This is a genomic window from Streptomyces sp. NPDC058662 (assembly GCF_042716255.1).
Taxonomy (GTDB): Bacteria; Actinomycetota; Actinomycetes; order Streptomycetales; family Streptomycetaceae; genus Streptomyces.
This window is the reverse complement of the sequence record NZ_JBHXRU010000002.1, coordinates 180,582-201,807: the sequence shown is the minus strand read 5'-3', so window position 1 is coordinate 201,807 and position 21,226 is coordinate 180,582. Positions and strand designations below refer to the sequence as shown.

Here is a 21,226-nt window from a genome sequence, read left to right as displayed (position 1 = left end):
TCCCAATGCTCCGCGGAGCATTGGGAATTCAATGAGGGCTGGATTGCAGGTTGAAGATGTAGATCACCCTTTGGCTCAGGGGAGGTATCAGACCCCGCTCAGGTATCCGGGCGCAAAGACAGGCCTTTCTAGCCTGATTGGTAATCTCATCGAATCGGCGAAGACTTCATCTCAGATTCGAAAGGTTGATCTTCTTGTTGAGCCATTCGCCGGGGGTGCCTCCACATCCCTGCGACTGGTCGGAGCCGGGATCGTCAATCGAATTTTGCTAGCAGATGCTGACCCTTTGGTTGCTGCGTTTTGGCAAGTGGCTGCTTCGGATACAGAGAACTTCGTCGGCCGGATGGCAGAAGAACACGCTCTATATATCAGCCTTGGTGGATCGACTGCACTCGATCGCTGGGACTACTGGCGGGCCTGGACGCCTGCTGCTGGAATGTCGGAATCGACCGCGCGTTTCGAAACCGCAGTCAAGTGCCTCTTTCTCAACCGGACTACCTTCTCGGGAATCCTCCATGGCAGTGCCGGCCCGATTGGCGGACGCAAGCAAGAATCCCAGTACGGGATAGGCTGCCGATTTAATGTGGAGCCTCTGTCTGAGCGCATTCGTTATGTAGGTCACTTGTACGACACGAACCGCCTTGTGGATGTCTGGTGCAAGGACTGGAAAGATACGCTGGCTGACGTACCGGAATGGTATGCCGACCTGATTCCTGATCAGGTGGTTGCATATCTGGATCCTCCATATATCGAGAAATCTGAAAAACTCTATCAGAGGTCATTTTATTCGCAGGTGAATAATTTGATGTCGCCTGTAGATGATTTGAACTGGTCGGACCACTTTCCTCACTACCGACTGGCTGAATATTTGCGAAATAGGATGCAATTTCGCTGGGTTCTTTCCTATGACGCCAAGCCGCAGCTTCTCTCGAACCCGTGGCTATATGCTGGCGACAGGATGACTCCTGGCGCGACGGAGAAGGAGGTCCTGGGTGTCAAAGAGTGGAGGATCTCAAAGAGGCTTGTCTCTCTCCGGTACACGGCTTCAGCCCGTCAAGGGCGTGGTGCTGCAGATGAATTGTTGGTCACTACCCTTCCACCCTCGACAGTTCCACAAAACGCCGACTTTCGGCCCGTCGGCGAGATGTTGCCAAGTGAGTAGACGGCTGAAGAAGGGCTAACTGGGCTGTCGCTCCCCCGACGCCACGCCAGGGTGACGGTGGGGGCGACAATAGCGGTGTGAGCCAGATCGAGATTCCAGGCTCTCGGTGGTCGGTTAGACCGCGCGGCTTCGTTGCGGCCGCGGTGGAGACCACGACGCCGTCGTGATGCCGCATCGGCGTGGTTCAGCTGATCAGGGCTCAGCTTCGGGTGGTCTATCTGCGCAGAGCACCGATTGCCACACGCGCTCGTGGAGTTCGGTGATGCAGGGGCTGCACGCGAACATCGGGGCCTGCATGCCTGCCACGCGCACCGGTCCTATCCACAAGACGCGGGTCCAGCGTTGCCCGCAGTACAGCCAACAGACGCCGTCGATCCATGGGTTCCCGTCATCGGTCTGGGCGGGCGCGGGCAGACCGTTGCTGGCGAACGAGGCCATCCCAGGAATCCCATGCGGTCAAACATCGGGAGTCTCTCCAGTTCGATCTTCTGCTAGACGATGAGGCGAGGGCGGGAAGCGGTCTCATGGCAGACGGCTACTGGCGGATGTACGTGAGCCCTGGGGCACGGTCGAGGTCGAGGGTGAAGCGGTCAACCTGGTCCATGCTGCTGGGCATGGTGAGGGTGTAGCCATTGCCGGCGTGGACGCCCGGTCCTGTCGGGGTGAGCTGGTCCCTTGTCCCTCGGCGCCACAGGTGGAGGGCGCCGGCGCTGCTGGTGAGCCGCAGGCTGCCGAGGGCTTGGTCGCATGTGAAGGTGCCGAGCTCTGTGTGCCGGTCGCGGTCGTCGAGTATGGGCTGGGTTCGTGCGACAGTGCCCGGGGTTCGCTCCATGGTCGCGGCGCGGAGGAGGACTTCCTTGGGGGCCAGCATCGGCTGCTCGTGGAGGTCCCGGAGGATGGCGGCGATGACGCGGTCGGCCGAGAGCCCGGGGTTGTTGGACAGGGCGATCACGCGTAGCCCTGATGCTTCCACGTGGGCAGCGGCGGAGAAGCCATGTTCGTGGCCGTAGTGGAAGACGGCAGTGCGGCCGGGGCGGGCGTCGGCGTAGAGCCCGGGGCCGTACAGATAGGGCTTGTGGTCGCAGGGCTCGTAGTCGACAGCTTCCTGCCAGGGTAGGTGGCGGGGGCGCTGCCAGCGCTGATGGAGTTGGGTGAGCCAGCGGTCGAGGTCGCCGACGGTTGTCCATAGCGTTCCGGGGCCAGGCAGGGTGACCGGCACTTCTGTGTGCTGCCAGCCGTGGTGGGTGGCCTGGTAGGCGGATGCGGCTCCGGGGATGACCTGGCGCGGGTCCGTCTTGAAGTGGGTGGAGTGCATGCCGAGCGGGCCGAAAAGGCGGTGCCGGGCGAGGTCGGGCAGTGTGGTGCGGTGGACCGTTTCGAGGATCTCTGCCAGGAGGAGGTAGTTGGTGTTGCTGTAGAGGAAGCGGCCTTTGGGGACGGCGCGTTGGTCCTGCCGGTAGGCGAGGTTTCGCAGGTCGCCGGCCGTGTAGTGGTCGAGGTCCCGGAAGCCGGCGAGAGAGAGCAAGGACTCGGCGTCGCGTATGCCCGACCGGTGGGTGACCAGCTCCGCGACGGTGACATCGCTGAGCGTGAGTCGGGGCAGCAGGTCCGCGGCCTGTTGGTCCAGGCGCAGGAGATCGTCATGCGCGGCGAGCAGGATCAAGTGGGCGGTGATCTGCTTCGCGACCGAGCCGACGTTGAAGGTGGTGTCCGGTCCGATAGGCAGTCCGTGTTCGAGGCTGGCCAGACCGGTGTGGAGAAGAGTGGGCTCTTCGCCTGACCGGTGGACCAGTAGGGACAGGCCGGGCTCCTCGTCGCGGGCTGCGTTCACAGGGCGAGGGCCTGGTGGTGGGCGGCAGCGAGGCGGTCGCGGAGACCATCGTCGCTGATCAGCTCCAGAGCGCGGGCATGGTCGGGCGCGGTGCCGGCGAGGAGGCTTCGCTGCTGGTCGAGGTAGGCGGTCAGGAACCGGTACAGGTCTCCCTTGGTGCTGTTCAGTGTGTGCGCGGTGAACAGCATGGTCAGCGGGAATGCCCAGCAGGCGTGGAGGAAGCCGAACGCCGGCCGCACCGTCTGCTTCCACGGGGAGTGGAAGTGCGCGGTGTCGCTGATCTTGGATCCCGTCGCCGCGAGCGCGTCGTTCAGCAGGTTGTGCCCGGCCTCGTGGATGAGGTCGCGGGCCAAGACGACCGGGTCGTCGACGTGGTCCATGAAGACCGTTCCGGGCAGGCGGCTGATGGTCCAGCTGTCGAGGGTTTCGCCGAGGTTCTTGGTCCGCAGCAGGCACAGGACAACGGCGTGCGCGGCGAGCAGATCGCCGAAGCCCGCTCGTGCGGCGCTGGCGTACGCGTCGGCCGCGAGGCTGCGCAGGTGGGGCTGTGCGGGCCCGGTGCCGGGGCCCAGGATGTAGTAGGGGGTCTCGGAGATCGCGGATCGGGGCAGGTCGGCGAGCGCGGGCGCCACGACCACGCGTGTGCCGACCGCGGTGGGGACAGAGCTGGTGGCGGCTCCCGCGTCGGGGTGGGCGACGTACCAGTCGAAGCCCGTGGCGTCACCGGCGCGGGCGGTGACTTCGGCTCCTTCGAGGGCGTGGTGGGCCAGGCAGTAGTCGGCGGCCGTGCTGGTGCTGGGCTGAGGCGGCTGGGCTCCGGGGCGGATGACAGCATGGATGCGCTGCGTGCGCTCATGAGGCGGTCCTCCTGTTCGGTGGTGGGCGCCGGGGCCGGGCCGCAGGTGCGGGCGGCCCGGCCCCGGGTGTGTTCACCGGCGGCGCTCAGAGCGCCGGGCGGCTGCGGCGGTTCAGGCGGTGGTGGTCTCCGCCTCGGCCGCCGGCCAGCCCTCGGCCGAGACGCTGGAGGTGTGGGCGGTGGTACGGACGGTCTCGTCCTCGCCGCGCAGGTCCTCGACGTTGGCGAGGAAGTCGGCGATGCGGTCCTGGTTCATGGGGTGTTCCGCCTTTCGGTCTCGTTGGCTTCGGCTTGTTCCGCTTGCTCTGCTGTGGGGCCGGATGGGGGCGGAGATCTCGCCCTGGGCATGAGGGGCTCCCTCGTGTCGGTCAGCGCTGGTGGAGGTCGGCCGCCGTGCGGAGCGCGGTGCGCAGGTCTTCCATGGCGGGCCGGTCGCCCGCGTCGTCGGAGAGCGCGGCGGTCACGACGCTGGGCAGGGGCTCCGAGATGAAGGGCAGGTTCGTGTGGCTGGCCAGGCGGGGGATGTCCCCGCACAGGTAGCGGTAGACGAGGACGGCGAGGCTGAAGACATCGGCAGCCGGGGACGCCTCGTTGTAGCCGGTGAGGTACTCCGGCGGCCAGTGGACCTCGGGGCCGCGGTGTTCAGGCCCGCGCGGGGCGGACAGGCGGCGGGCGGCTCCGAGGTCGGTGATCAGGCCCCGGCCCTGGTCGATGAGGATGTTCTCCTGGTAGACGTCGCGGTGGACGACTCCGCGCTGGTGCAGGTTGTCCAAGCCGTCGGCGACGTCGGCGAGGATGCTGAGACCCTTCCCGGTGTCTTTCGACGAGGCCATGAAGGCCCGGAAGTTCCCGCCGTCGCAGTGCGGCATGGTGTACCAGTCGAACCGCTCCGAGCTGCGCTGTTCCAGCAGCGGGACGACGTGATCGGTTCCTCCGGCGGCAGCGGTCAGCTCCGCCTCATGGCGAAAGTCTTCACGGGTGAGGGCACGTTCGGTCTCGGTCATCTGCGCGTACCAATAGAAACCGTACGCGGCCGGCTTCTGGCTGGGGTCGAGGTCGGCGAGGACGTGGTTGCTGCCGAAGCCCGCCTTCAGTACGACGTCCTGCTTGCCGGGGCGGCTCGCTCTGACCAGGGTGCTGGCCCGCGTGAACGCGAGGAGGTCGCTGATGTGCCACCCGTCCGTGCGGAGCTGATCAAGGACCCAGGCTGCGGGATGCATCGGGTGCAGGTTCATCGGCTCGCTTCCTTGTTCTTGGGGCTGCCGGCCGAGCGGAGGTCCTCCATGCAGGCGTCGACCAGGGCTTCGAGATCGGCATGGGTCGTGCAGGGGTGCTTCAGCACGGGAAGGCCAGTGGCCTTGGTCAAGGCCTCGGCGGCCTCGTTGTAGAGGTCGGCCAGCCGGGCGGCGGCCTCGGGGTGTTCGGTGAAGCGGCGCTCTGTCGCGCGTCGAGTGATGCGGGTGTGGCAGATGTCGGGCTCGGTGGTCAGCAGGACGGTCAGCTGCGGACGGGCCTGGGTCTGTTCAAGGCCGTCGCAGCGACGCTTGAGAGCCTGTGCAAGCGCGGGGTGGTCGTGGAGGCGCGACACAGGACGCTCGGCGTGTTCCCGATACACCGCTACCCCGAGGTCGACGGCGCGGTCGAGGTCGAACTGCGCGACCGTCTCCGCGCGACCGTGCTGGACGGCGCCGAGCCGGACACCCGGACGGCAGGCCCCATCGCGCTGATCCACTCCGCCAAACTGCACCGCCTCGCGTTTCCCGACAGCCCGCGGAAGTCGGTCGTCGCGAGGATGGCGGAGATCGCCGCAGGGCAATGGGCTGCCGACAGCGTCCGTGCCGCCATACGCGACATGCAGGCGGCGATGGCAGCCGTCACAGTGATCACTCTGGCCACGACCACCAGTTGATGCCCCGTCTGTGAAGATTCGCCGGGGCGGGCATCGCCGTCTCGGTAGTCTGCGCGGTGTGATCGACTCATACGCAAGCTACGACGATGCCGCGGTCGCCGCGGCCGCGGCCCGGGCCGGCGCGGAGGTGGTCCGCGCCCTGTACGGGCAGCGGCTCGACCGCATCGACAAGGGTGCCGGGGACTTCGCCACCACCGCCGATGTGGAGGCCGAGAGGACGATCCTCGGCGTCATCCGTGCCGCACGGCCGGATGACGCCGTACTCGGCGAGGAGGGTGGGCAGCAGGGCGCCGCAGACGCTGCCCGCCAGTGGTGGGTGGACCCCCTGTGCGGCACGCTGAACTACGCCGCCGGGAACATGCTGGTGGCCGTCAACGTGGCGCTGCGCGGTGGGGCGGCGGCGGTGGCCGACCCGTTCGGCGGAGAGGTCTTCTTCACCGACGGGAGGACCGCCTGGGTCGGGCACGCCGGGGCCGACGACGCACTCCTGACCCCCACCCCCGACACCCGCCTGGTGGACGTCAACCTGGACCCGCCCTTCCCGAACGCGCCCGGTTTCCGGGCCGTGGACCTGCTGACCCACCCCGGGTTCGCCGAGACCTTCCGGCCGCGGGTCGTATCCACGTCGCTGGCGCTGTCCTGGGTCGCCGCCGGCCGGCGCGCCGCGTACGTCACCGATGGCGGCGACCTGTCGGGGAGCGTGCACTTCGCGGCCGGCATCGCCCTGTGCCGTGCTGCCGGCTGCGTGGTCACGGGGATCGACGGGGCCCCGCTCGGCGAGTCAGGCCGCGGCCTCGTGGCCGCCGCCGACGAGGAGACCCACGGGCTCCTGATGTCGATGATGCGCGGCCCAAGCTAGTGCGGTGACCGTGATTGCGGGGAGCCGCCCGTTTCCGCTTGGTGCGGTGCGTGCGTCCTGAGGCAGGGCTGTTGCCGGGACAGCCTCTGTCGGTGATGATCGCGGTCCGAGTGGGGAAGGATCGATAAGTGGTGGAGACCAGCAGTGACGGCGGGCGGGCCACTCGGCGTCAAGCAGAGCGGGTCGTCAACGAGGTTGCGCAAGGGCTCCGCACGTTGGACAACGGAACGACCTGGTTTTCCGCCCTCTCCCCCGCCGCCCGGCACGACGTACTGTAACAAGTCGCCGGATACGCGATGCAAGAAAGCGCACATCACTGCGGCGGACGGGCGTGCGGGGGTTGCCCGTTCCGGGGTGAAACCGACTGCCAACCCTTCGGTGATGGTGTGCATGGACCCGCCTCGCTATGGCTTCGCAGCCCTGCCCGCGGACGAGCACGTCACAGCGTTCCGTGTTCTCGTCTCCGTCTTCTCCGTCGCCGACACCCGCCCAGGCAGACGTACTGCAAGGGCATCTGCGGGCACCCTTGGCACAACATGCCTCCTTCCGTCCCGGAGCCGTAGCTGTGGCACGACGTCCTTGAGCGCAGCTTTTAGTAGGTGGGTCGCGGAGTCGTAGGGTTGCCCGTGCGGTACGTGTGCCCGGGGAGGGTGTGTGGAAGAGCCAGGATTCCGCGTGGTGCTGACGGAGGCTGGGGAGCGGACAACAGAGCTGGTCATGGCCGTTCGTGCAGTCACCGGCCTCAGCCTCTGGGACAGCAAACTCCTGCTCGACACCGCTCCCGTCGCGGTCGCGGGACCCGCCTGGCTCGACGTCGCACAGGACACGGCCGCACTCCTTCGCGACGCGGGTGCCCACGCCACGGTGCTGTGCGACTGGTGCGACCGCACCCTCCCGCGCGAGGCCCTGGTCCTCGATCCCACCCCGTGCCGGGGGCCCTGGCCGAATGACACCTGCCCGGCAAGTTCCTCTCCCATTACGGACTAGGAGGAGTACCCGGTTCTGCCGTAGGCGGGGGTGACTTGGCGTGCTCCGGCACGGGTGGGGCGGTCGGGACCCGTACGCGCGCACCTACCCGGGAGGTCGCACCGGCTATGGGCTTGTGGGCAACGGAAAGGCATCGCTACAGTCTGATTACACGTGTAACACTCCACGCCGTACCGGCAACCGCGCATGCGTTTCGGACCATCGTCACGAAGCTGCGTTCGCCCCGGGAACCGCCCGGCCACGACGGCCGCGCCGAATTGGAAGGGCCGCAATGACGCAATCTCCCCCGGCCGGGTCCGATCTCTCCGACGCGGCCTGGCCGCCCCCGCCGTACCAGTCGCCCGTACCGCCCGTGACGGGCCCCGACGGTGTGCGGCGCTTCGACGGGATCACGTACGCGACCACACCCGGCTACCGGCCCCGGCTGCTCGACGTGCAACTCCCGCCAGGCGAGGGGCCGTTCCCGGCGGTCGTATGGATTCACGGCGGCGGCTGGCTGGAGGGCGACCGCCGCTACCCGCCGCCCACCGTTCCGGCCGCGCTCCTGCACGGGGCGGTGCTCGGTGCCGGACTCGCCCTCGTCTCGATCGACTACCGGCACAGCCTCGAAGCCCCGTTCCCCGCCCAGCTGCACGACGTGAAGGCCGCGATCCGCTACGTCCGCGCCTTCGCCGGGACTCTGCGCCTCGACGCGGACCGGATCGGCGTATGGGGCGAGTCAGCGGGAGGTCACCTGGCCGCCCTCGCCGGGCTCGTCGGACCCGGCAGCCCGAACGGTCCGGCGCTGGAGGGAACCCACGGGGTCGGTGCGGGCGACACCCGGGTACTGGCCGTCGTCGACTGGTACGGCGTCTCCGACCTGCCCGCCCTCGCGGCCCACCCTCTGCCGCCGATGCCGGCCGGCGCCCCGTTCCCGGACCCCTACGAGGCCCTGCTGGGCGGCACCGAGGCGGACCGGCCCGCACTGGCCCGTGCGGCGAGCCCGGTGACGTACGCCGGGGGCGCGACCCCGCCGCCGTTCCTCCTGGTCCACGGCACGCGGGACGGGCTCGTCCCGTACAGCCAGAGCGAGGCCCTGGCGGCGGCGCTCGAAGCCGCGGGGGGTGAGGTCACCCTGCGGCCGGTGGAGGGCGCGGACCACATCTTCCTCGGCTCGCCGGACATCGAGGAGATCGTCGCCGAGAGCGTGGCTTTCCTGACCGGCCATCTGACCGCCGAGGCCTGACCCGGACCCGGTGCCGGGCGCCGGGCGCGACCCGGGCACGGTGCGGCCTGGCCGCCGCAGCGGTCCCCTCTCACGGATGCCCGACGACTCCGGCCGGGCCGGAACAGGCTGGACACGGCCGGCGACTGGGGCCGCCGGGCGCTCGCCCCGCGGGCCGGGGCAACAGCAACCCCGCCTCTCCTCAGGAGGTCTGGCGGTGGACCAGGACGGCCTCGATCGCCGGCAGGGCCGGCGCCGTACCCATCTCGACCAGCTCGTGCACCGCGTCCGCGATGCGTCCGGGATCGGGGAGGTCCAACCGGACGGTGGTGAGCGCGGGCTGCTGGAGCGCGGAGAGGACCAGGTCGTCCGAACCGACGATGGCCACCTCGTCCGGTACGGAGACGCCCTCGGACTGGAGTGCGTGCAGCAGCAGCGTCGCGTACTCGTCGTTGTACGCGAACACGGCATCGAGGCCGAGGCTCGGCCATCGCCGGGCCAGGGCGGTCGCGGACTCGCGCGTGTAGGCGAGCTCTACCGGAGTGACGGTCGCCATGTGCCGGGCCGCGACCGACTCGGCGCCCGCGAGGCGCGGCCGGGCGAGCGTCGCGAGGCCGCGCTCCTGCGGCATGACCACGCCGATCCTGCTGCGGCCCCGGGCGATCAGGTGCTCGGCCGCGGTGGCGCCGATGTGGGCGTGGTCGAAGCGGACGGTGTGCACGCCCTCGACGGGCACCGCCGCGAACGCCAGCAGCCCGCGCACCCCGGCCCGGCGCAGGAGGTCGGCCGCCTGGGCAGTGAAGCGGTCGCCGTCGAGGGCGACCACGGCCGCCGGACGCAACTCGGCCCAGGCGCGGGCGGCGTCGAGAGGGTCGGCGAAGCGGCCCGCGTGCAGCACGGCGGTGTAGCCGTGCCGGTCGAGCTCCCCGTGCAGGTCGTCGACCCAGTCGCTGACGAGCCGGCCTATCGCCGACGCGGAGGAGGGCATCAGCACCAGGTTGCTCCGCCCGGCCCGCAGGGACCGGGCGGCGGCGTGCGGTACATAGCCGAGCTGCCGCGCCGCGTCGAGCACCCGGGCCCGGGTGGCGGCGCTGACGCGGTGGCCCTGGGTGTCGTTGAGCACGAAGGAGACGGTGGCGCGTGAGACTCCCGCCAAGCGGGCCACGTCGGCGCTGGTGGTGGTCGCGGGGACGTGTGCGTCTTTGGCCATGACGTCCTCGGACACTCCTTCTGCTCGGTGTGCGCGCTTCCTGCGGAGGTTACACGAGTAGGCCTCGGACCATGATCGGAAAGCGGGACGCGGGAGCGGCGGTCGCGCCCTGGGGCTGTACCGAAACCCCTACCGCTAAACGATCGTCATGCTTCTCGCCGCGGACGCCCGACCGAGCCGCCCCGAGGCGTGTGTCGGAAGTGCTCTAGGTTGGCGCACATGGGCGCGCAGGGGCGGAGTTATCGATAGGTCGGACCAGTCGAGCTGAAGGCCGCTGTCCGGCCCGGGGGCGGCGGGTGCCGGATCAGCTCGGCGGTTGAGTTCGGCGACTGGATCGCCGAGCGATCAGCGGCGGAGCTGGCCGAGCCGTTCACCTTCGTGGTGGGCATGGACGGTGCACTTCGGCTGGCGCCGCGGCGAAACGAGCATGTGCCCTGTGCGGGCGGAGCCGTGGTTATGAGTGCAGGCGAGATCGGCTTCGCCTGTGAGGCGGACCGGTGGGCCGTGAGCGAGGTCAGCAACCAATCCACTGGATACTGCCCGGATGTCACCTCCTGGCCGGCAGTCGCTCGCGCTCTGGACGATGTGGGGCTCGGGCGCCCCTCCGGCTTCATCCATGAGGTGGTGTTTCGGAGGTGTCCTTGCTGCCAGGAGCACAACATCGTGCGCGAGGGCGACTTCGCCTGCGTCTTCTGCGGCAGCGGTTTGCCGGAGACGTGGAACGTGGAACCCGCTGGGTGACGGCCGAGGATGACAGCCACTCGTTGACGGCTGCGACGAGGTCGGTCGCCGCGTAGAAGACCGCGAGCAAGCAATATCGGGCGTGGCATCGATGTGGTGCCGCTTGAGGCGGTCGATGCCGCACGACCCCGAGGCTCTACCGCCGCGGCCGCAGCGAGACGCGGCACCCGGGGGTTCGGTTCCATGCCCGGGCCTCCCGCCGGTGCCCGCGAGGGCGGTGTTCCTGCCGCCCGGCGGCATCAACGTCCAGCAGCCGCGCAGCCCTTGGTCGGGTGGCGGTACGCGCCAGTTCAGGCTGGTTACACGTCATGGCATGTCTCCCGCCCCCGGTCACGATCTGCGCAATGTCGCCGTCAGATATCTGGTGGAGCTCTCGAATGGGTGCTACACAGTGTTCAGCGCCGCTGGTGACACGTGTAACGCCAGCAGTGAGCACGTGCGTCGGCCGCAGCCCCGGGCAGCACACTGCCCCGCTGCCCTCGCCGCTCATCACCCCGGCACCGCCGCGCCACCACCACCCGCAGCACCTCGCTCATCGCCACCTCCCCGCACCCGCACCGCCCCCGAGGAGTCGTCATGGCCACGCACGAGATCGTCGACCCGCCCCCCGCCGCGCCCGTCGCGGCCCCCCGCCAGCGCGGGCTGCTGCCGCTCCTGCTGATCGCCAACTCCGCGATGATGGCGGTCTACATGGGCGTGGGATCCGTACTGCTGCCCACCCAGATCGCCGCCATCGCCCCCGACGACAAGGTCGCCGTCCTGGGCCTGATCGGCGGTATCAGTGCCATCTTCGCGACCGCCTTCAACCCGGTCGCCGGCGCCCTCTCCGACCGGACCGGGCGGCGGGGGCCGTGGATCCTAGGCGGCGCTTTCGCCTCGCTCGCCGGTCTCGCCTTCCTCGGGAACGTCTCCACCGCCCTGCTCGTCGGCATCGGCTGGTGCCTGATCCAGGCGACCATGAACATCTACCAGGCCGCGGTCACCGCCGTCGTGCCGGACCGGGTCCCCGTCGTCCGCCGCGGAACCGCCTCCGCCGTCGTGGGGCTGGGACTGCCGATCGGCGGGACGGTCGGGGTGCTGATCGCTTCCCGGACCGCCGAGCACCTGCGTACGGGCTACCTCGTCCTCGGCGCGACCGTCGCCATGGCCGCGGTGCTCCTCACGGCCCTCTGCCGGGACGTCCCGCGCGGCGAACCGACCACTGCCGCGCCGGACGTCCCGCGCACCGGACCCACCCCCGCCCCGGCCCCGGCCCCCGCGCCGCCCGCTGCCAAGCGGGCCCAAGTGGCCGTGCTGCTCTCCGCGCTGGCCAGCCACGACTTCCGCTGGGCCTTCATCGGCCGGGCCCTGATGGTCCTCGGCTACTTCTCCGTCGTCGGGTACCAGCTCTACATCCTCGGCGACCACATCGCGCTGCCCGCCGGCCTGACGCCGCCTGCCGCCATGGCCGTCCTGACCCCCGTGTCGATGGTCGCGATGGCCGTCTCCACGGTGCTCGGCGGCCTGCTGTCCGACCGGTGGAACCGCCGCAAGGTCTTCGTCGGTGTGTCCGCGGCCCTCGCCGGCCTCGTCATGGTGGTCCCGGTCGTCAGCCCGACCTGGACCGGCATGCTCGTGTTCAGCGCCCTCAACGGCCTCGCGTTCGGCTGCTTCATGGCCGTCGACACCGCGCTGGTCACCCTGGTCCTGCCCCGTGCCGAGGACGCCGCCCGCGATATGGGGGTCCTCAACATCGCGAACGCGGGACCGCAGGTCATCGCCCCGTTCGTGGCGTCCGCCGTCGTCACCGGTCTGGGCGGCTACACCCCGCTCTTCCTCGTCGGCGGCGCCCTGTCCCTGGTCGGCGCCCTCGCGATCCTCCCGATCCGCGGTGTGCGCTGACGCACCCGCCCACCCCCGCCCACCCCCGCCCCCTCCCCGTCGTCCCCCTCTCCGAAGGAGCACTCCGTGAGTCGCAAGCGAGTCCTGCCCCTGGCCGCTCTGATGCTGTGCACGCCGGCCCTGGCCGGCACGGCTCCCGCCGTCGCCTCGCCGCAGTCCGCGCCACCCGTCCGCCCGCTGCGCATCCTGCTGACCAACGACGACGGGTACGGCGCGCCGGGCATCCGCCTCGCGTTCCAGCGCCTGACCGCCGCGGGACACGACGTCACGATCGTCGCCCCGCTCACCAACCAGAGCGGTACCGGTACGAAGGTGACGAGCGCGTCCAGCGTGGCGGTGCGGCACGCCGAGCCGAAGGTGTGGGCCGTGGACGGCACTCCCGGCGACTCGGTCGCCTTCGGCCTGGCCGAGGTCTTCGAGGACCAGGCCCCCGACCTGGTGGTCTCCGGTACGAATTTCGGCACGAACGTCGCCGGGCTCGCCACCCACTCCGGCACCGTCGGCGGCGCCGTCGCGGCGCTGGAGTCCGGAGTGCCGGCCATCGCGCTGAGCACCGGGGGCCTGGCCGCGCCGGACCCGGTCACGACCGTCAACGCCATGGTTCCGACCCTGGAGTTCGCCGTGAAGCTGATCGACCGGCTGCGCGAGCGCGCCCGGTCCGGCCCCCTCCTGCCCGCGGGCCTCGGACTGAACGTGAACCACCCCGTCGTCGGCTCTGACGGCAAGGGCGCGGCCGCCGGTGTCACCGGCACCTTCCAGGACCCGCAGACCGTCCTGGCACCGGACTTCACCGATTCCGGCGACGGCACCTGGCAGGTGTCGGTGAAGGTGGCCCTGCGGCCCGCCGCCCGAGGCGGTGACCTTGAGGCCGTGAGCGCCGGGAGGATAGCGGTCAGCCCGATGAACGCCGATTGGAACCCGGGCCCGGCCGACCGCGCCGCGGCCTCGGCGCTGCTCCTCGGGCTGCGCCCGTAGCTCGTCCCGTCCGGCGTCCTGCCCGCCCGTCCCTCGGCCGGGGGGCGGGTGGTACGCGATGCGCGCCGCCCCCCGGCGGCTACTGCCCCGCCTGCCGCGACGGCTCCGACCGCTTCCGACCGCTCCCGCTCCGACGCGCCGACCGGCCGCGGTGCTACACGGACGCGGCTTCCCGCCGGAGGCGGAGCCGAAGCCGGCGCCTGCGCCTCAATCCGGCGAGCACCGACAGCCCCGCGGCCACGAGGGCGGCCGCGGCGGTCAGCAGCCAGACCGGTATGCCGCCCCCCACCGTGAGCAGCTCCTCGCGGTACACGACCCGTCGGTACGGGGTGTCGGCGGCGGTGGCGCGCAGCTCGTGGTCGGCGTCGATGCGGCCGGGTTCGGGGAAGCGCTGGTCGAGGGCGGTCAGGAACACCTCCCGCCGACCGGCGAGTTCGGCCAGGGGGCGGCCGGGCTCGGGGGTGACGTTCCCCGCGAAGGTCACCTCGGGCGCGGAGCCGCCGATCCGCGAGGCGGGCTCCATGCGGTGGTCGGCCAGGACGTACAGGCCGAGGGACTGCGGGGTCCGGGCGAGCCGGGACAGCCGCATCGGGTAGACGAGCCGGTCGCTGTCGAAGGAGATCCTGAGCGGGTCGAGGTCGCCCCGCAGCACGGTGCCCGGGTCCCTGGGGGCGAGCCGTACCGCGACGTACTCCCACTTCTGGTCGACGTACGGCTGGACTTCGACGGCGAGCCGGTCGGGGAGCGCGAAGCCGTTGGACTCAAGCCAGTTCTTCAGGGCGTCGGGGTCGGTGGCGGTCAGGCGCGCGACGTCGAAGTCGCCGAGCCGCTCGCGGCCGACGACTCCGACGGCCGGGTCCCCGGTGCCGGGCGGCGCGGCTCCGGCGCCGTCGCCGCGGCCGGAGGCGAAGGGCCAGTCGCCGCGGCGCGGCCAGAAGTGGGTGCGGGTGCGCCGCTCGGGCCGCGTCAGCCGGTCGAGTTCTCCGAAAACGGCTCCGTCGCCGAGCCTCACCGTGGCGCGCCGCGGCACGGGCATGATCCAGGCGGCGCGCTGCGCGTCGCCGCCGACGGTGAACCGCATCAGAATCTCCTCGGTGCGGCCGTCCCAGCGCACGACGGAGGTTTCCCGGTCGACTCCGATGCGGGATCGGCCGTCCGCGACCATCGCCCCGCAGCCGCAGGCGTACGCAGGGCTGATCAGCGAGCCCAGCTGGGTTGTGAGCAGGGCGAACAGCAGCGCCAGGATTCTTCGTCTCGTCCACACGGGGTCTCAGACGACGACCCCCCTGTTCCGGTTCCGTCCCGGCGGGCCGGACTTCGGATCCTCCGCCGCGGCCTATCCCGCGGCCTTCCCCGCGCGGCGGGCCTCCCGCGCCGCCTCGACCGCCTCGCGGTGGCGCTCCTCCGCCTCCGCCAGGGCGGCGTAAGCCTGGTCCCGTACGTCCCGGACGCGTTCGACCTCCGCGTCGGCGGCCGCCGCCCGGGTGACCGCGTGCTGCCGGGCCTCCTCGGCCGACGCGAGCTCGTCCTCGCGTGCGGCCGCCACCCGCCGCGCGTCCTGGGCCGCCGCCCGCGCCGCCGCGAGCCGGGGGTCGGTCCGCCGTACGGACCGGGCCGGTGGGGAGCCGGCGGGGGCCTGGGGCCGGGCGGTCGGCAGCGGCGATGGATGCGGCGGCGGCGGCGGTGGCGGCGGCACGGCGTCCGGGTCCGGTACCGGGAACTCCGTCGCCGGTTCCGGGGTCCGCACCAGCCGGCCCGAGGCCCAGGTCGCGGCCGCGTCCGGATCCGCGAGCACGGCGTACAGGATGCGGCCGACCTCCCGCAGCACCGGCTCCGAGACCGGCGTCCCGGCCTCCTCCGCCAGCCGCAGTGACTCACGGGCCAGCGCCCCGATCACCACGTGCTGTTGGTGGGACAGGTGTCTCAGCTGCTCGCCGTCCAGGGAGCGGTGCGCCTGCCGCATCGCCTCCCCCAGCCTGCAGAACTGCCCGACCTCCTCCGGTTTCGCCCGCACCAGGGTGTTCGAGGCCCACGCCGCGAGTGTCGGGCGGCGCAGTCCCGCGATGCGCTTCGCCGCCGCCGGGTCCCCGGCACGTTTCGCGCGCGCGGCCGCCTCGCCCCGCGCCGCCGTGAAGCGCGCGGGGGGCAGTGCGTACAGGGAGTCGATGACCTCTTCCACATCCACGCCGCCCACTGTCCGACATCGGCGCACGTGGACGGGGTAACGCGCCCGGTCCGCGCGCCGCCGTCCGGTGTCCTGCGCCCCGGTCGCGGAAAAGATCGCCGGAACGGCGCAGCGCACGGCCCGCGCGGGGGTGAAAGACCGCCCGCCGCCGCTTCCCGCCCGCCCCGGGACCCGTTGGGAGGTCCATGTGCACTCCGACAGACGCCCCGATAGACGTCCGGGCGACCCCGGCGCTCACCCCTTCCCCCGCCTCCCCCGCCACCTCCACCGGAGGTCCGGCGGAGCCTGACCCCGTTTCCCTCCCCCGCGTACGGGCCGCGCTGGGCGGGGACGGTGTCCTCACCGTCAGCCTGGCCGGGGAGCTGGACCACTACACCTGTGCCCCGCTGCACGGCCTCCTCGACCACGCTCCGGCGCGCGGCGCGGGCCGGCTCTGCCTCGACGCGGCCGGCGTCACCTTCTGCGATTCGGCCCTGCTCCACGTGCTGGACCACTGGGCCCGGGCCGGGTTCCGCGTCGAACTGGCCGGCACCTCGCGCGCCGTCGGCCTGCTGCTGTCGGTCGCGGCCCGCCTGTCCCCCGCGGTGTGCGTCACCTCCGCGCCCCGGGGGTCGTTAGGGGCAGGGGGTTGACTCGGGGGCGAAGGGATGACGGTATGCGGCAATTTCCTCTGGAGACGCACCAGGTGGCACCCGGCCGGGTGGTCGAGTGGCGGCTGCGGTCCACGGCGGCGGAGACGGGAGGCAGCCCCGGCGGCCGTCCCGCCGCCCGGGTCGAGGCGGCGGGCAGGAGGGCGTCCTTCAACCAGGACAAGCACTTCACCGTCGCCGAGGAGAGCCGGGCGGCCGACGACCCGGTCGCGTCGTGGATCGCGGTCACCTTCGAGGTGGCCGGGCCCCTGGACGAACAGGCCCTGGCGCAGGCGCTGCTGGCCTTCGTCAAGCGCCACGAGGTGCTGCGCTGCGCGTTCCGGCGGCTCGCCGGGGAGCTGGCCTGCGAGCCCTTCGATCCCGCTGAACTGGCCCTCGACGCGCAGCGGGTGGGCGTCTTCGCGACCTCGGAGGAGGTGCGCGGCTTCCTCATCGAGCGGTTCACGAGGAGCATCGACACCCTCTCGTGGCCGCTGTTCACCATGGGCGCGGTGCTCCGCGAGGACTCGGCCACGGTGTACCTCGCCTTCGACCACATCGTGTGCGACGGCATGTCGATGCCGATCGTGGTACGCGAGGTCCTGACCGCCTACGAGGCCCTGTGCCGCGGCGAGGACGCCCAGCTCCCGCCCGCACCCAGCTACCTCGACTTCGCCGACGAGCAGCGCCGCCGCTACCTGTCCATCGACGCCCGGGACGAACGCCTGGACTACTGGAAGGAGTTCATCGCGCGCGGCGGCGAGTTCTTCCCCCGCTTCCCGCTCGACCTCGGTGTCGAGCCGGGTGGGATGTACCCCATCGTCAACGAGGCCTCCCCGCTGCTGGACGCCGGCGAGGCGGAGGTGTTCGAGAAGACGTGCCTGACCGTCGGCGGGAAGGCGTTCATGGGGGTGCTGGCCTCCGTCGCCGTCTGCCTGCGCGACGCGGGCGGCCCCGGCGTGTACCGGGGGTTCATGCCGGTGAGCGAGCGCGGCCGGGGGATGTGGACGAACTCGGTGGGCTGGTTCGTCAACACCATGCCCATCGAGTTCGACGCCTCGCCCGGCCGGGACTTCGCCCAGGTCATGGGCTCGGTCCGGAGCGGGTTCGGCGAGATGATCGGCCATATCGACGTGCCGTTCGTGCGGGCCTGGGAGCTGCTGGCTCCCGAGGAGTTCGCCGCCAGGTCCTGGCCGTACCCGGTGAACTTCTTCTCGTACATCGACATGCGCAAGTGCGAGGGCGCCGAACGCCACATCGACTGGCGGCCGACCACCCATGTGTGGTCGGCCCGGGCCAATGGCGCCTGCTCCTGGTTCCAGCGGGACGAGGACGGCCTGCACATGAACTCGATCTACGTCGACACCCCCCAGGCCCGCCGCACCATGGGGGACTTCCAGGAGGCGCTGCGCCTGACGGTGCAGGAGATCGCCCGCTCGGGCGGTTTCCGGCGGCCCATCGGCCTGGCCCCGCCTCGGCGGCCGGCGCGGACGCCACTCGACGTGGCGGCGTCCGCCCGGCGGGTCTCGCTCTAGGACTGCCCGGTCCGGGCCGCGCGGCGGAGGAGCAGGGCGCGTTCGCGCGCGTTGCGGGTGAGCAACGCGGCCCGTTCGAACTCGGTACGGGCCTCGTCCGTACGGCCGAGGCGCTCCAGCAGGTCCCCCCGTACGCTCGGCAGCAGGTGGTAGGCGCGCAGGGCTGGTTCCGCCGCCAGGGCGTCGACCAGCGGCAGCGCCGCCTCGGGGCCCTGGGCCATCGAGACGGCGACGGCCCGGTTGAGCTCCACGACGGGGGACGGCAGCAGCAGGACGAGCCGGCCGTACAGGGTCGCGATGGTCGGCCAGTCCGTGTCCTCGTAGCGGACGGCCGCCGCGTGGCAGCCGGCGATCGCGGCCTGGACGGAGTACGGGCCGGTGCCCGCGTGGCGCATGGCCGCGACGCCGCGGTGGATGAGCAGCCGGTTCCACCTGGCCCGGTTCTGGTCGGCGAGCAGTACGGGCTCGCCGTCGGGGCCGGTCCGGGTGGCGATGCGGGAGGCCTGGAACTCCAGCAGTGCGGCGAGGCCGTGGACCTCGGGTTCCTTCGGCATTAGGGCGGCCAGGACGCGGGCCAGTCGCAGGGCGTCCTCGCACAGGGCGGGGCGGACGAGGTCGTCCCCGGCGGTGGCCGAGTAGCCCTCGTTGAAGACGAGGTAGATGACTTCCAGGACTGAGGCGAGGCGCTCCTCACGGTCCGCGCCGTACGGGACCTCGAAGGGCACGCCGGCCTTGGCCAGGGCCCGTTTCGCCCGCACGATGCGCTGGGCGACGGTGGGTTCGGAGGTGAGGAAGGCGCGGGCGATCTCCTGGGTGGTCAGCCCGCCCATGAGGCGCAGGGTGAGTGCGATCCGGGCCTGGGTCGCCAGGACGGGGTGGCAGGCGGTGAAGACGAGCCGCAGCAGGTCGTCGTCGATGTCGTCCGGGTCCGCCGGCTCGGGCGGCGGCGGCGCGTCCTCCAGGGTCCGGCCGACCTCCGCGAGCTTGCGCGCGTACGTCTCCTTGCGGCGGACGAGGTCGATCGCGCGGTGCTTGGCTGTCGCCATGAGCCAGGCTCCCGGCCGGTCCGGGACGCCCGCCGCGGGCCACTGCTCCAGGGCGGCGACGAGGGCGTCCTGGGCGAGCTCTTCGGCGATGCCCACGTCCCGCACGATCCGGGCGACTCCGGCGATGATCCGCGCGGACTCGATCCTGAACACCGCTTCGACCGCCTGGGCCGTACTCGCTGCCGTCACGGCCACCCATCAGAGCAGCCTCGGGGCGGCGGGGCAAACAGGCGGGCCCGGCGGCCCGGGGAGGACGCCCGGGCCGGCCTGCGGGGCCGGCCCGGGGGCGCCGTTTCCGACGCCGCGCCGGGCGGCCGGCCCCGCGAGCGGATCACATCTCGGCGATCTCGCGGACCTCGGCGCTGAGCGTCCAGTGTGCCGGGTGGATCTCCAGGAACCTGCGGGTCCACTCGATGGCCTCGGCCTTGTCCTTGCACTGGCTCAGGGAGTAGCCGCCGATGACCTCCTTGGTCTCGGTGAAGGGACCGTCGGTGCAGCTGATCCTCCCGTCGGACCAGGTGACCCTGGTGGCCTCGGAGGTCGGCAGCAGCCCGGCGGTGTCGAGCATGACCCCGGCCTTGGTGATCTCCTCCAGCAGCGCGCCCATGCGCTCCTCGAACTCCGGGGGGAAGCCCTCGGCGGGCAGGTTCCGCTCGTCGATACGGATCATCGTCAGGAAGCGCGGCATGGTGACTCCTCGGTCGGTGGGCGGGGTCCGTCCCCGCCTCTACCCCTGCGTCGAACGGGGGACGACCGAATCGACAGCCCCCGGAAGATTCTTCGAAGAACATTTCCGGCTCCGGCCGCCGGGGCCCGCAGACGCGCCGACGGGGCCGTGCGGCCGGGTGTGCCGCTCCCGAGGCGCGGCCCCCTGGACAACAGGCGCTTTCGGCTGTGTCCTGGGGAAGGGCGGGGCACGGGGCGGGGCAGGGGACGGGGGCGCTTGCGGTGGCACGGGAACACGAGCTCGACGGGACGGCCGGACAGCGGCCGCCGGAACGCACCGAGCACGATCCCGTGGGCGATCCCGCGGGCGTGGAGCGGGCGGACGGCCACTCGTACCAGGGAATGGACGGCGACGCCTTCGTCGATTTCGACCGGTTCGTCTGCTCCGTCTGCGACTACGCGTGGCCCGTACTCGATGTCGGCGACCCCACTCCGCCGCGCGAGCGGTGCCCCCACGACGGCTCTGCGCTGACGTACCGGACCGCCGGATGGGGACCCGGTGCTGAATGACTTCTGGAAGGGTGTGGGCGGAAAGCTCTCCGACCGCTGGTTGACGGCCCTGTTCTCACCGGCCTGGCTGTTCTGGCTGGCGGGGCTCGCGGCCTGGCTGCGGGGCGAGGGGTGGCCCACGGTGCAGCGGCTGGGCTGGCTCGGCGCGGCGAAGGAGTGGACGGCGGGGCTCACCGGGCTGCCCGTGCTCGTGCAGGCGGCCGCCGTGGTGGGGCTGTTGCTGCTGCTCACCTTCTCGGGCCTGCTGCTGCGCTTCTTCTCCCGCCCGCTCGTACGCGGCCTGGAGGGGTACTGGGTCTTCACGCGTCCGCGCCGGCGGCTGCGTGAACGGCTCGGGCGGCGCGCCGACGCCGACATCGCGCGGCTGCGTCCGCTCGCCGCCCGGCCCGCCGACTCCCTCGACGCCGAGGCCCTCGCGGAACGCGGCCGGCTGGCCCTGCGGGTGCGGTCCGCGCCCTTCGACCCCCGGCGCAGGATGCCGACCCGGTTCGGCAACGTGCTGCGGGCCTCGGAGGAGCGGATCCGCGCGCACTACGGACTGGACCCGGTCGTGTGCTGGCCCCGGCTGTGGATGGTCCTCCCGGACGCGACCAGGAACGAGGTCGTCGCGTCCCGCCGCTCGGTGCACCTCACCACCCAGGTGTGGGTCTGCGGCGTCCTCTCCTCGGTGTGGTCGGTGTGGACGCTCTGGGCGCTGCCCCTGTCCGTGCTCGTCGCCGCCACGGCCTACCGCGGCTTCCTGCTGTCCGCCGCGCGGGTCCACACGGAGCTCCTGGAATCCTGCTTCGACCTGTACCGGACGCAGCTCTACCAGTCCCTTCGCTGGCCTCTCCCGGAACACCCGCTCGCGGAGCACCGCGCGGGGCGGCGGCTCACGACGTACCTCTCCAGCGGGTCCCGCCGCCCGGAGCCGCTCTTCGCCGATCCGCCCGGGCCGCTGCCCCCGTTCGGGCCCGGTGCTCCCTCCGGAGGTGCGTGAC

The 21,226-nt window shown here is 71.5% G+C and carries 22 protein-coding genes; 12 read left to right on the top strand and 10 right to left on the bottom strand.

Features of this window, described 5'->3' with window-relative positions:
• Positions 1-43: 43 nt before the first annotated feature.
• Complete coding sequence (locus ACFWUQ_RS02015) at positions 44-1,162, top strand: DNA adenine methylase (RefSeq protein WP_384531604.1); 1,119 nt, start codon at positions 44-46, stop codon at positions 1,160-1,162.
• A 535-nt stretch (positions 1,163-1,697) separates the two neighbouring features.
• On the opposite strand, the gene ACFWUQ_RS02010 is transcribed toward ACFWUQ_RS02015, so the two are convergent.
• The 5 genes from ACFWUQ_RS02010 to ACFWUQ_RS01990 all read right to left on the bottom strand — a co-directional run bounded on the left by ACFWUQ_RS02010 (position 1,698) and on the right by ACFWUQ_RS01990 (position 5,437).
• Positions 1,698-2,993, bottom strand: a complete 1,296-nt coding sequence (locus tag ACFWUQ_RS02010; RefSeq protein ID WP_384531603.1) for a serine hydrolase domain-containing protein — start codon at positions 2,991-2,993, stop codon at positions 1,698-1,700.
• Complete coding sequence (locus tag ACFWUQ_RS02005; protein WP_384531602.1) at positions 2,990-3,625, bottom strand: aKG-HExxH-type peptide beta-hydroxylase; 636 nt, start codon at positions 3,623-3,625, stop codon at positions 2,990-2,992. Before ACFWUQ_RS02005 ends, ACFWUQ_RS02010 begins: the two co-directional genes overlap by 4 nt.
• Before the next feature lie 336 nt (positions 3,626-3,961).
• Positions 3,962-4,105, bottom strand: coding sequence for a hypothetical protein (locus ACFWUQ_RS02000; RefSeq protein WP_167347301.1), 144 nt, complete (start codon positions 4,103-4,105; stop codon positions 3,962-3,964).
• Positions 4,106-4,217: 112 nt separating this feature from the next.
• Positions 4,218-5,084, bottom strand: a complete 867-nt coding sequence (locus tag ACFWUQ_RS01995; protein ID WP_384531601.1) for a protein kinase — start codon at positions 5,082-5,084, stop codon at positions 4,218-4,220.
• Positions 5,081-5,437, bottom strand: coding sequence for a hypothetical protein (locus ACFWUQ_RS01990; protein ID WP_384531599.1), 357 nt, complete (start codon positions 5,435-5,437; stop codon positions 5,081-5,083). The genes ACFWUQ_RS01995 and ACFWUQ_RS01990 overlap by 4 nt, the downstream gene beginning before the upstream one ends.
• Between ACFWUQ_RS01990 and ACFWUQ_RS01985 the strand changes: the two genes are divergently transcribed.
• The 5 genes from ACFWUQ_RS01985 to ACFWUQ_RS01965 all read left to right on the top strand — a co-directional run bounded on the left by ACFWUQ_RS01985 (position 5,417) and on the right by ACFWUQ_RS01965 (position 8,829).
• The gene (locus ACFWUQ_RS01985; protein ID WP_384531598.1) at positions 5,417-5,758 is read left to right on the top strand and encodes a GPP34 family phosphoprotein; all 342 of its coding nucleotides are present in this window, start codon (positions 5,417-5,419) and stop codon (positions 5,756-5,758) included. The two genes, ACFWUQ_RS01990 and ACFWUQ_RS01985, sit on opposite strands and share 21 nt — an antisense overlap.
• A 58-nt stretch (positions 5,759-5,816) precedes the next feature.
• Positions 5,817-6,617, top strand: coding sequence for an inositol monophosphatase family protein (locus ACFWUQ_RS01980; RefSeq protein ID WP_384531596.1), 801 nt, complete (start codon positions 5,817-5,819; stop codon positions 6,615-6,617).
• Positions 6,618-6,761: 144 nt separating this feature from the next.
• Complete coding sequence (locus ACFWUQ_RS01975; RefSeq protein WP_384531594.1) at positions 6,762-7,235, top strand: DUF5958 family protein; 474 nt, start codon at positions 6,762-6,764, stop codon at positions 7,233-7,235.
• 36 nt (positions 7,236-7,271) lie between these two features.
• A complete protein-coding gene (locus ACFWUQ_RS01970; RefSeq protein ID WP_384531592.1) occupies positions 7,272-7,604 on the top strand; it encodes a ribosomal protein L7/L12 in 333 nt (110 codons plus the stop codon).
• Positions 7,605-7,875: 271 nt separating this feature from the next.
• Positions 7,876-8,829, top strand: a complete 954-nt coding sequence (locus tag ACFWUQ_RS01965) for an alpha/beta hydrolase fold domain-containing protein (RefSeq protein WP_384531590.1) — start codon at positions 7,876-7,878, stop codon at positions 8,827-8,829.
• 181 nt (positions 8,830-9,010) lie between these two features.
• On the opposite strand, the gene ACFWUQ_RS01960 is transcribed toward ACFWUQ_RS01965, so the two are convergent.
• On the bottom strand, positions 9,011-10,018 hold the full coding sequence (locus ACFWUQ_RS01960; protein ID WP_384531588.1) for a LacI family DNA-binding transcriptional regulator: 1,008 nt from the start codon (positions 10,016-10,018) through the stop codon (positions 9,011-9,013).
• Between the two features lie 1,317 nt (positions 10,019-11,335).
• Between ACFWUQ_RS01960 and ACFWUQ_RS01955 the strand changes: the two genes are divergently transcribed.
• Positions 11,336-12,640 (top strand): MFS transporter, encoded by a 1,305-nt coding sequence (locus tag ACFWUQ_RS01955; RefSeq protein WP_384531587.1) that lies wholly within the window; start codon positions 11,336-11,338, stop codon positions 12,638-12,640.
• Between the two features lie 66 nt (positions 12,641-12,706).
• Complete coding sequence (gene surE, locus ACFWUQ_RS01950; RefSeq protein ID WP_384531585.1) at positions 12,707-13,615, top strand: 5'/3'-nucleotidase SurE; 909 nt, start codon at positions 12,707-12,709, stop codon at positions 13,613-13,615.
• Positions 13,616-13,769: 154 nt separating this feature from the next.
• Here surE and ACFWUQ_RS01945 read toward each other — a convergent pair whose 3' ends face one another.
• Positions 13,770-14,879 (bottom strand): DUF2330 domain-containing protein, encoded by a 1,110-nt coding sequence (locus tag ACFWUQ_RS01945; protein WP_384531583.1) that lies wholly within the window; start codon positions 14,877-14,879, stop codon positions 13,770-13,772.
• A gap of 72 nt (positions 14,880-14,951) precedes the next feature.
• Positions 14,952-15,800 (bottom strand): hypothetical protein, encoded by an 849-nt coding sequence (locus ACFWUQ_RS01940; protein WP_384531582.1) that lies wholly within the window; start codon positions 15,798-15,800, stop codon positions 14,952-14,954.
• 185 nt (positions 15,801-15,985) lie between these two features.
• On the opposite strand from ACFWUQ_RS01940, the gene ACFWUQ_RS01935 reads away from it, so the two are divergent.
• Together ACFWUQ_RS01935 and ACFWUQ_RS01930 are read left to right on the top strand one after the other, a co-directional pair.
• Positions 15,986-16,432, top strand: a complete 447-nt coding sequence (locus ACFWUQ_RS01935) for an STAS domain-containing protein (protein WP_384531581.1) — start codon at positions 15,986-15,988, stop codon at positions 16,430-16,432.
• A 23-nt stretch (positions 16,433-16,455) separates the two neighbouring features.
• On the top strand, positions 16,456-17,964 hold the full coding sequence (locus ACFWUQ_RS01930; protein ID WP_384531580.1) for a condensation domain-containing protein: 1,509 nt from the start codon (positions 16,456-16,458) through the stop codon (positions 17,962-17,964).
• Here ACFWUQ_RS01930 and ACFWUQ_RS01925 read toward each other — a convergent pair.
• Together ACFWUQ_RS01925 and ACFWUQ_RS01920 are read right to left on the bottom strand one after the other, a co-directional pair.
• Positions 17,961-19,205, bottom strand: a complete 1,245-nt coding sequence (locus ACFWUQ_RS01925) for an RNA polymerase sigma factor (RefSeq protein ID WP_384531579.1) — start codon at positions 19,203-19,205, stop codon at positions 17,961-17,963. The two genes, ACFWUQ_RS01930 and ACFWUQ_RS01925, sit on opposite strands and share 4 nt — an antisense overlap.
• Before the next feature lie 136 nt (positions 19,206-19,341).
• Entirely contained in the window at positions 19,342-19,698 is a 357-nt protein-coding gene (locus ACFWUQ_RS01920) for a YciI family protein (RefSeq protein ID WP_384531577.1), read from the bottom strand.
• A gap of 260 nt (positions 19,699-19,958) precedes the next feature.
• On the opposite strand from ACFWUQ_RS01920, the gene ACFWUQ_RS01915 reads away from it, so the two are divergent.
• Both ACFWUQ_RS01915 and ACFWUQ_RS01910 read left to right on the top strand, forming a co-directional pair.
• Positions 19,959-20,246, top strand: a complete 288-nt coding sequence (locus ACFWUQ_RS01915; protein WP_384531576.1) for a hypothetical protein — start codon at positions 19,959-19,961, stop codon at positions 20,244-20,246.
• Positions 20,236-21,225 (top strand): hypothetical protein, encoded by a 990-nt coding sequence (locus ACFWUQ_RS01910; RefSeq protein WP_384531574.1) that lies wholly within the window; start codon positions 20,236-20,238, stop codon positions 21,223-21,225. Before ACFWUQ_RS01915 ends, ACFWUQ_RS01910 begins: the two co-directional genes overlap by 11 nt.
• Position 21,226: the final 1 nt, after the last annotated feature.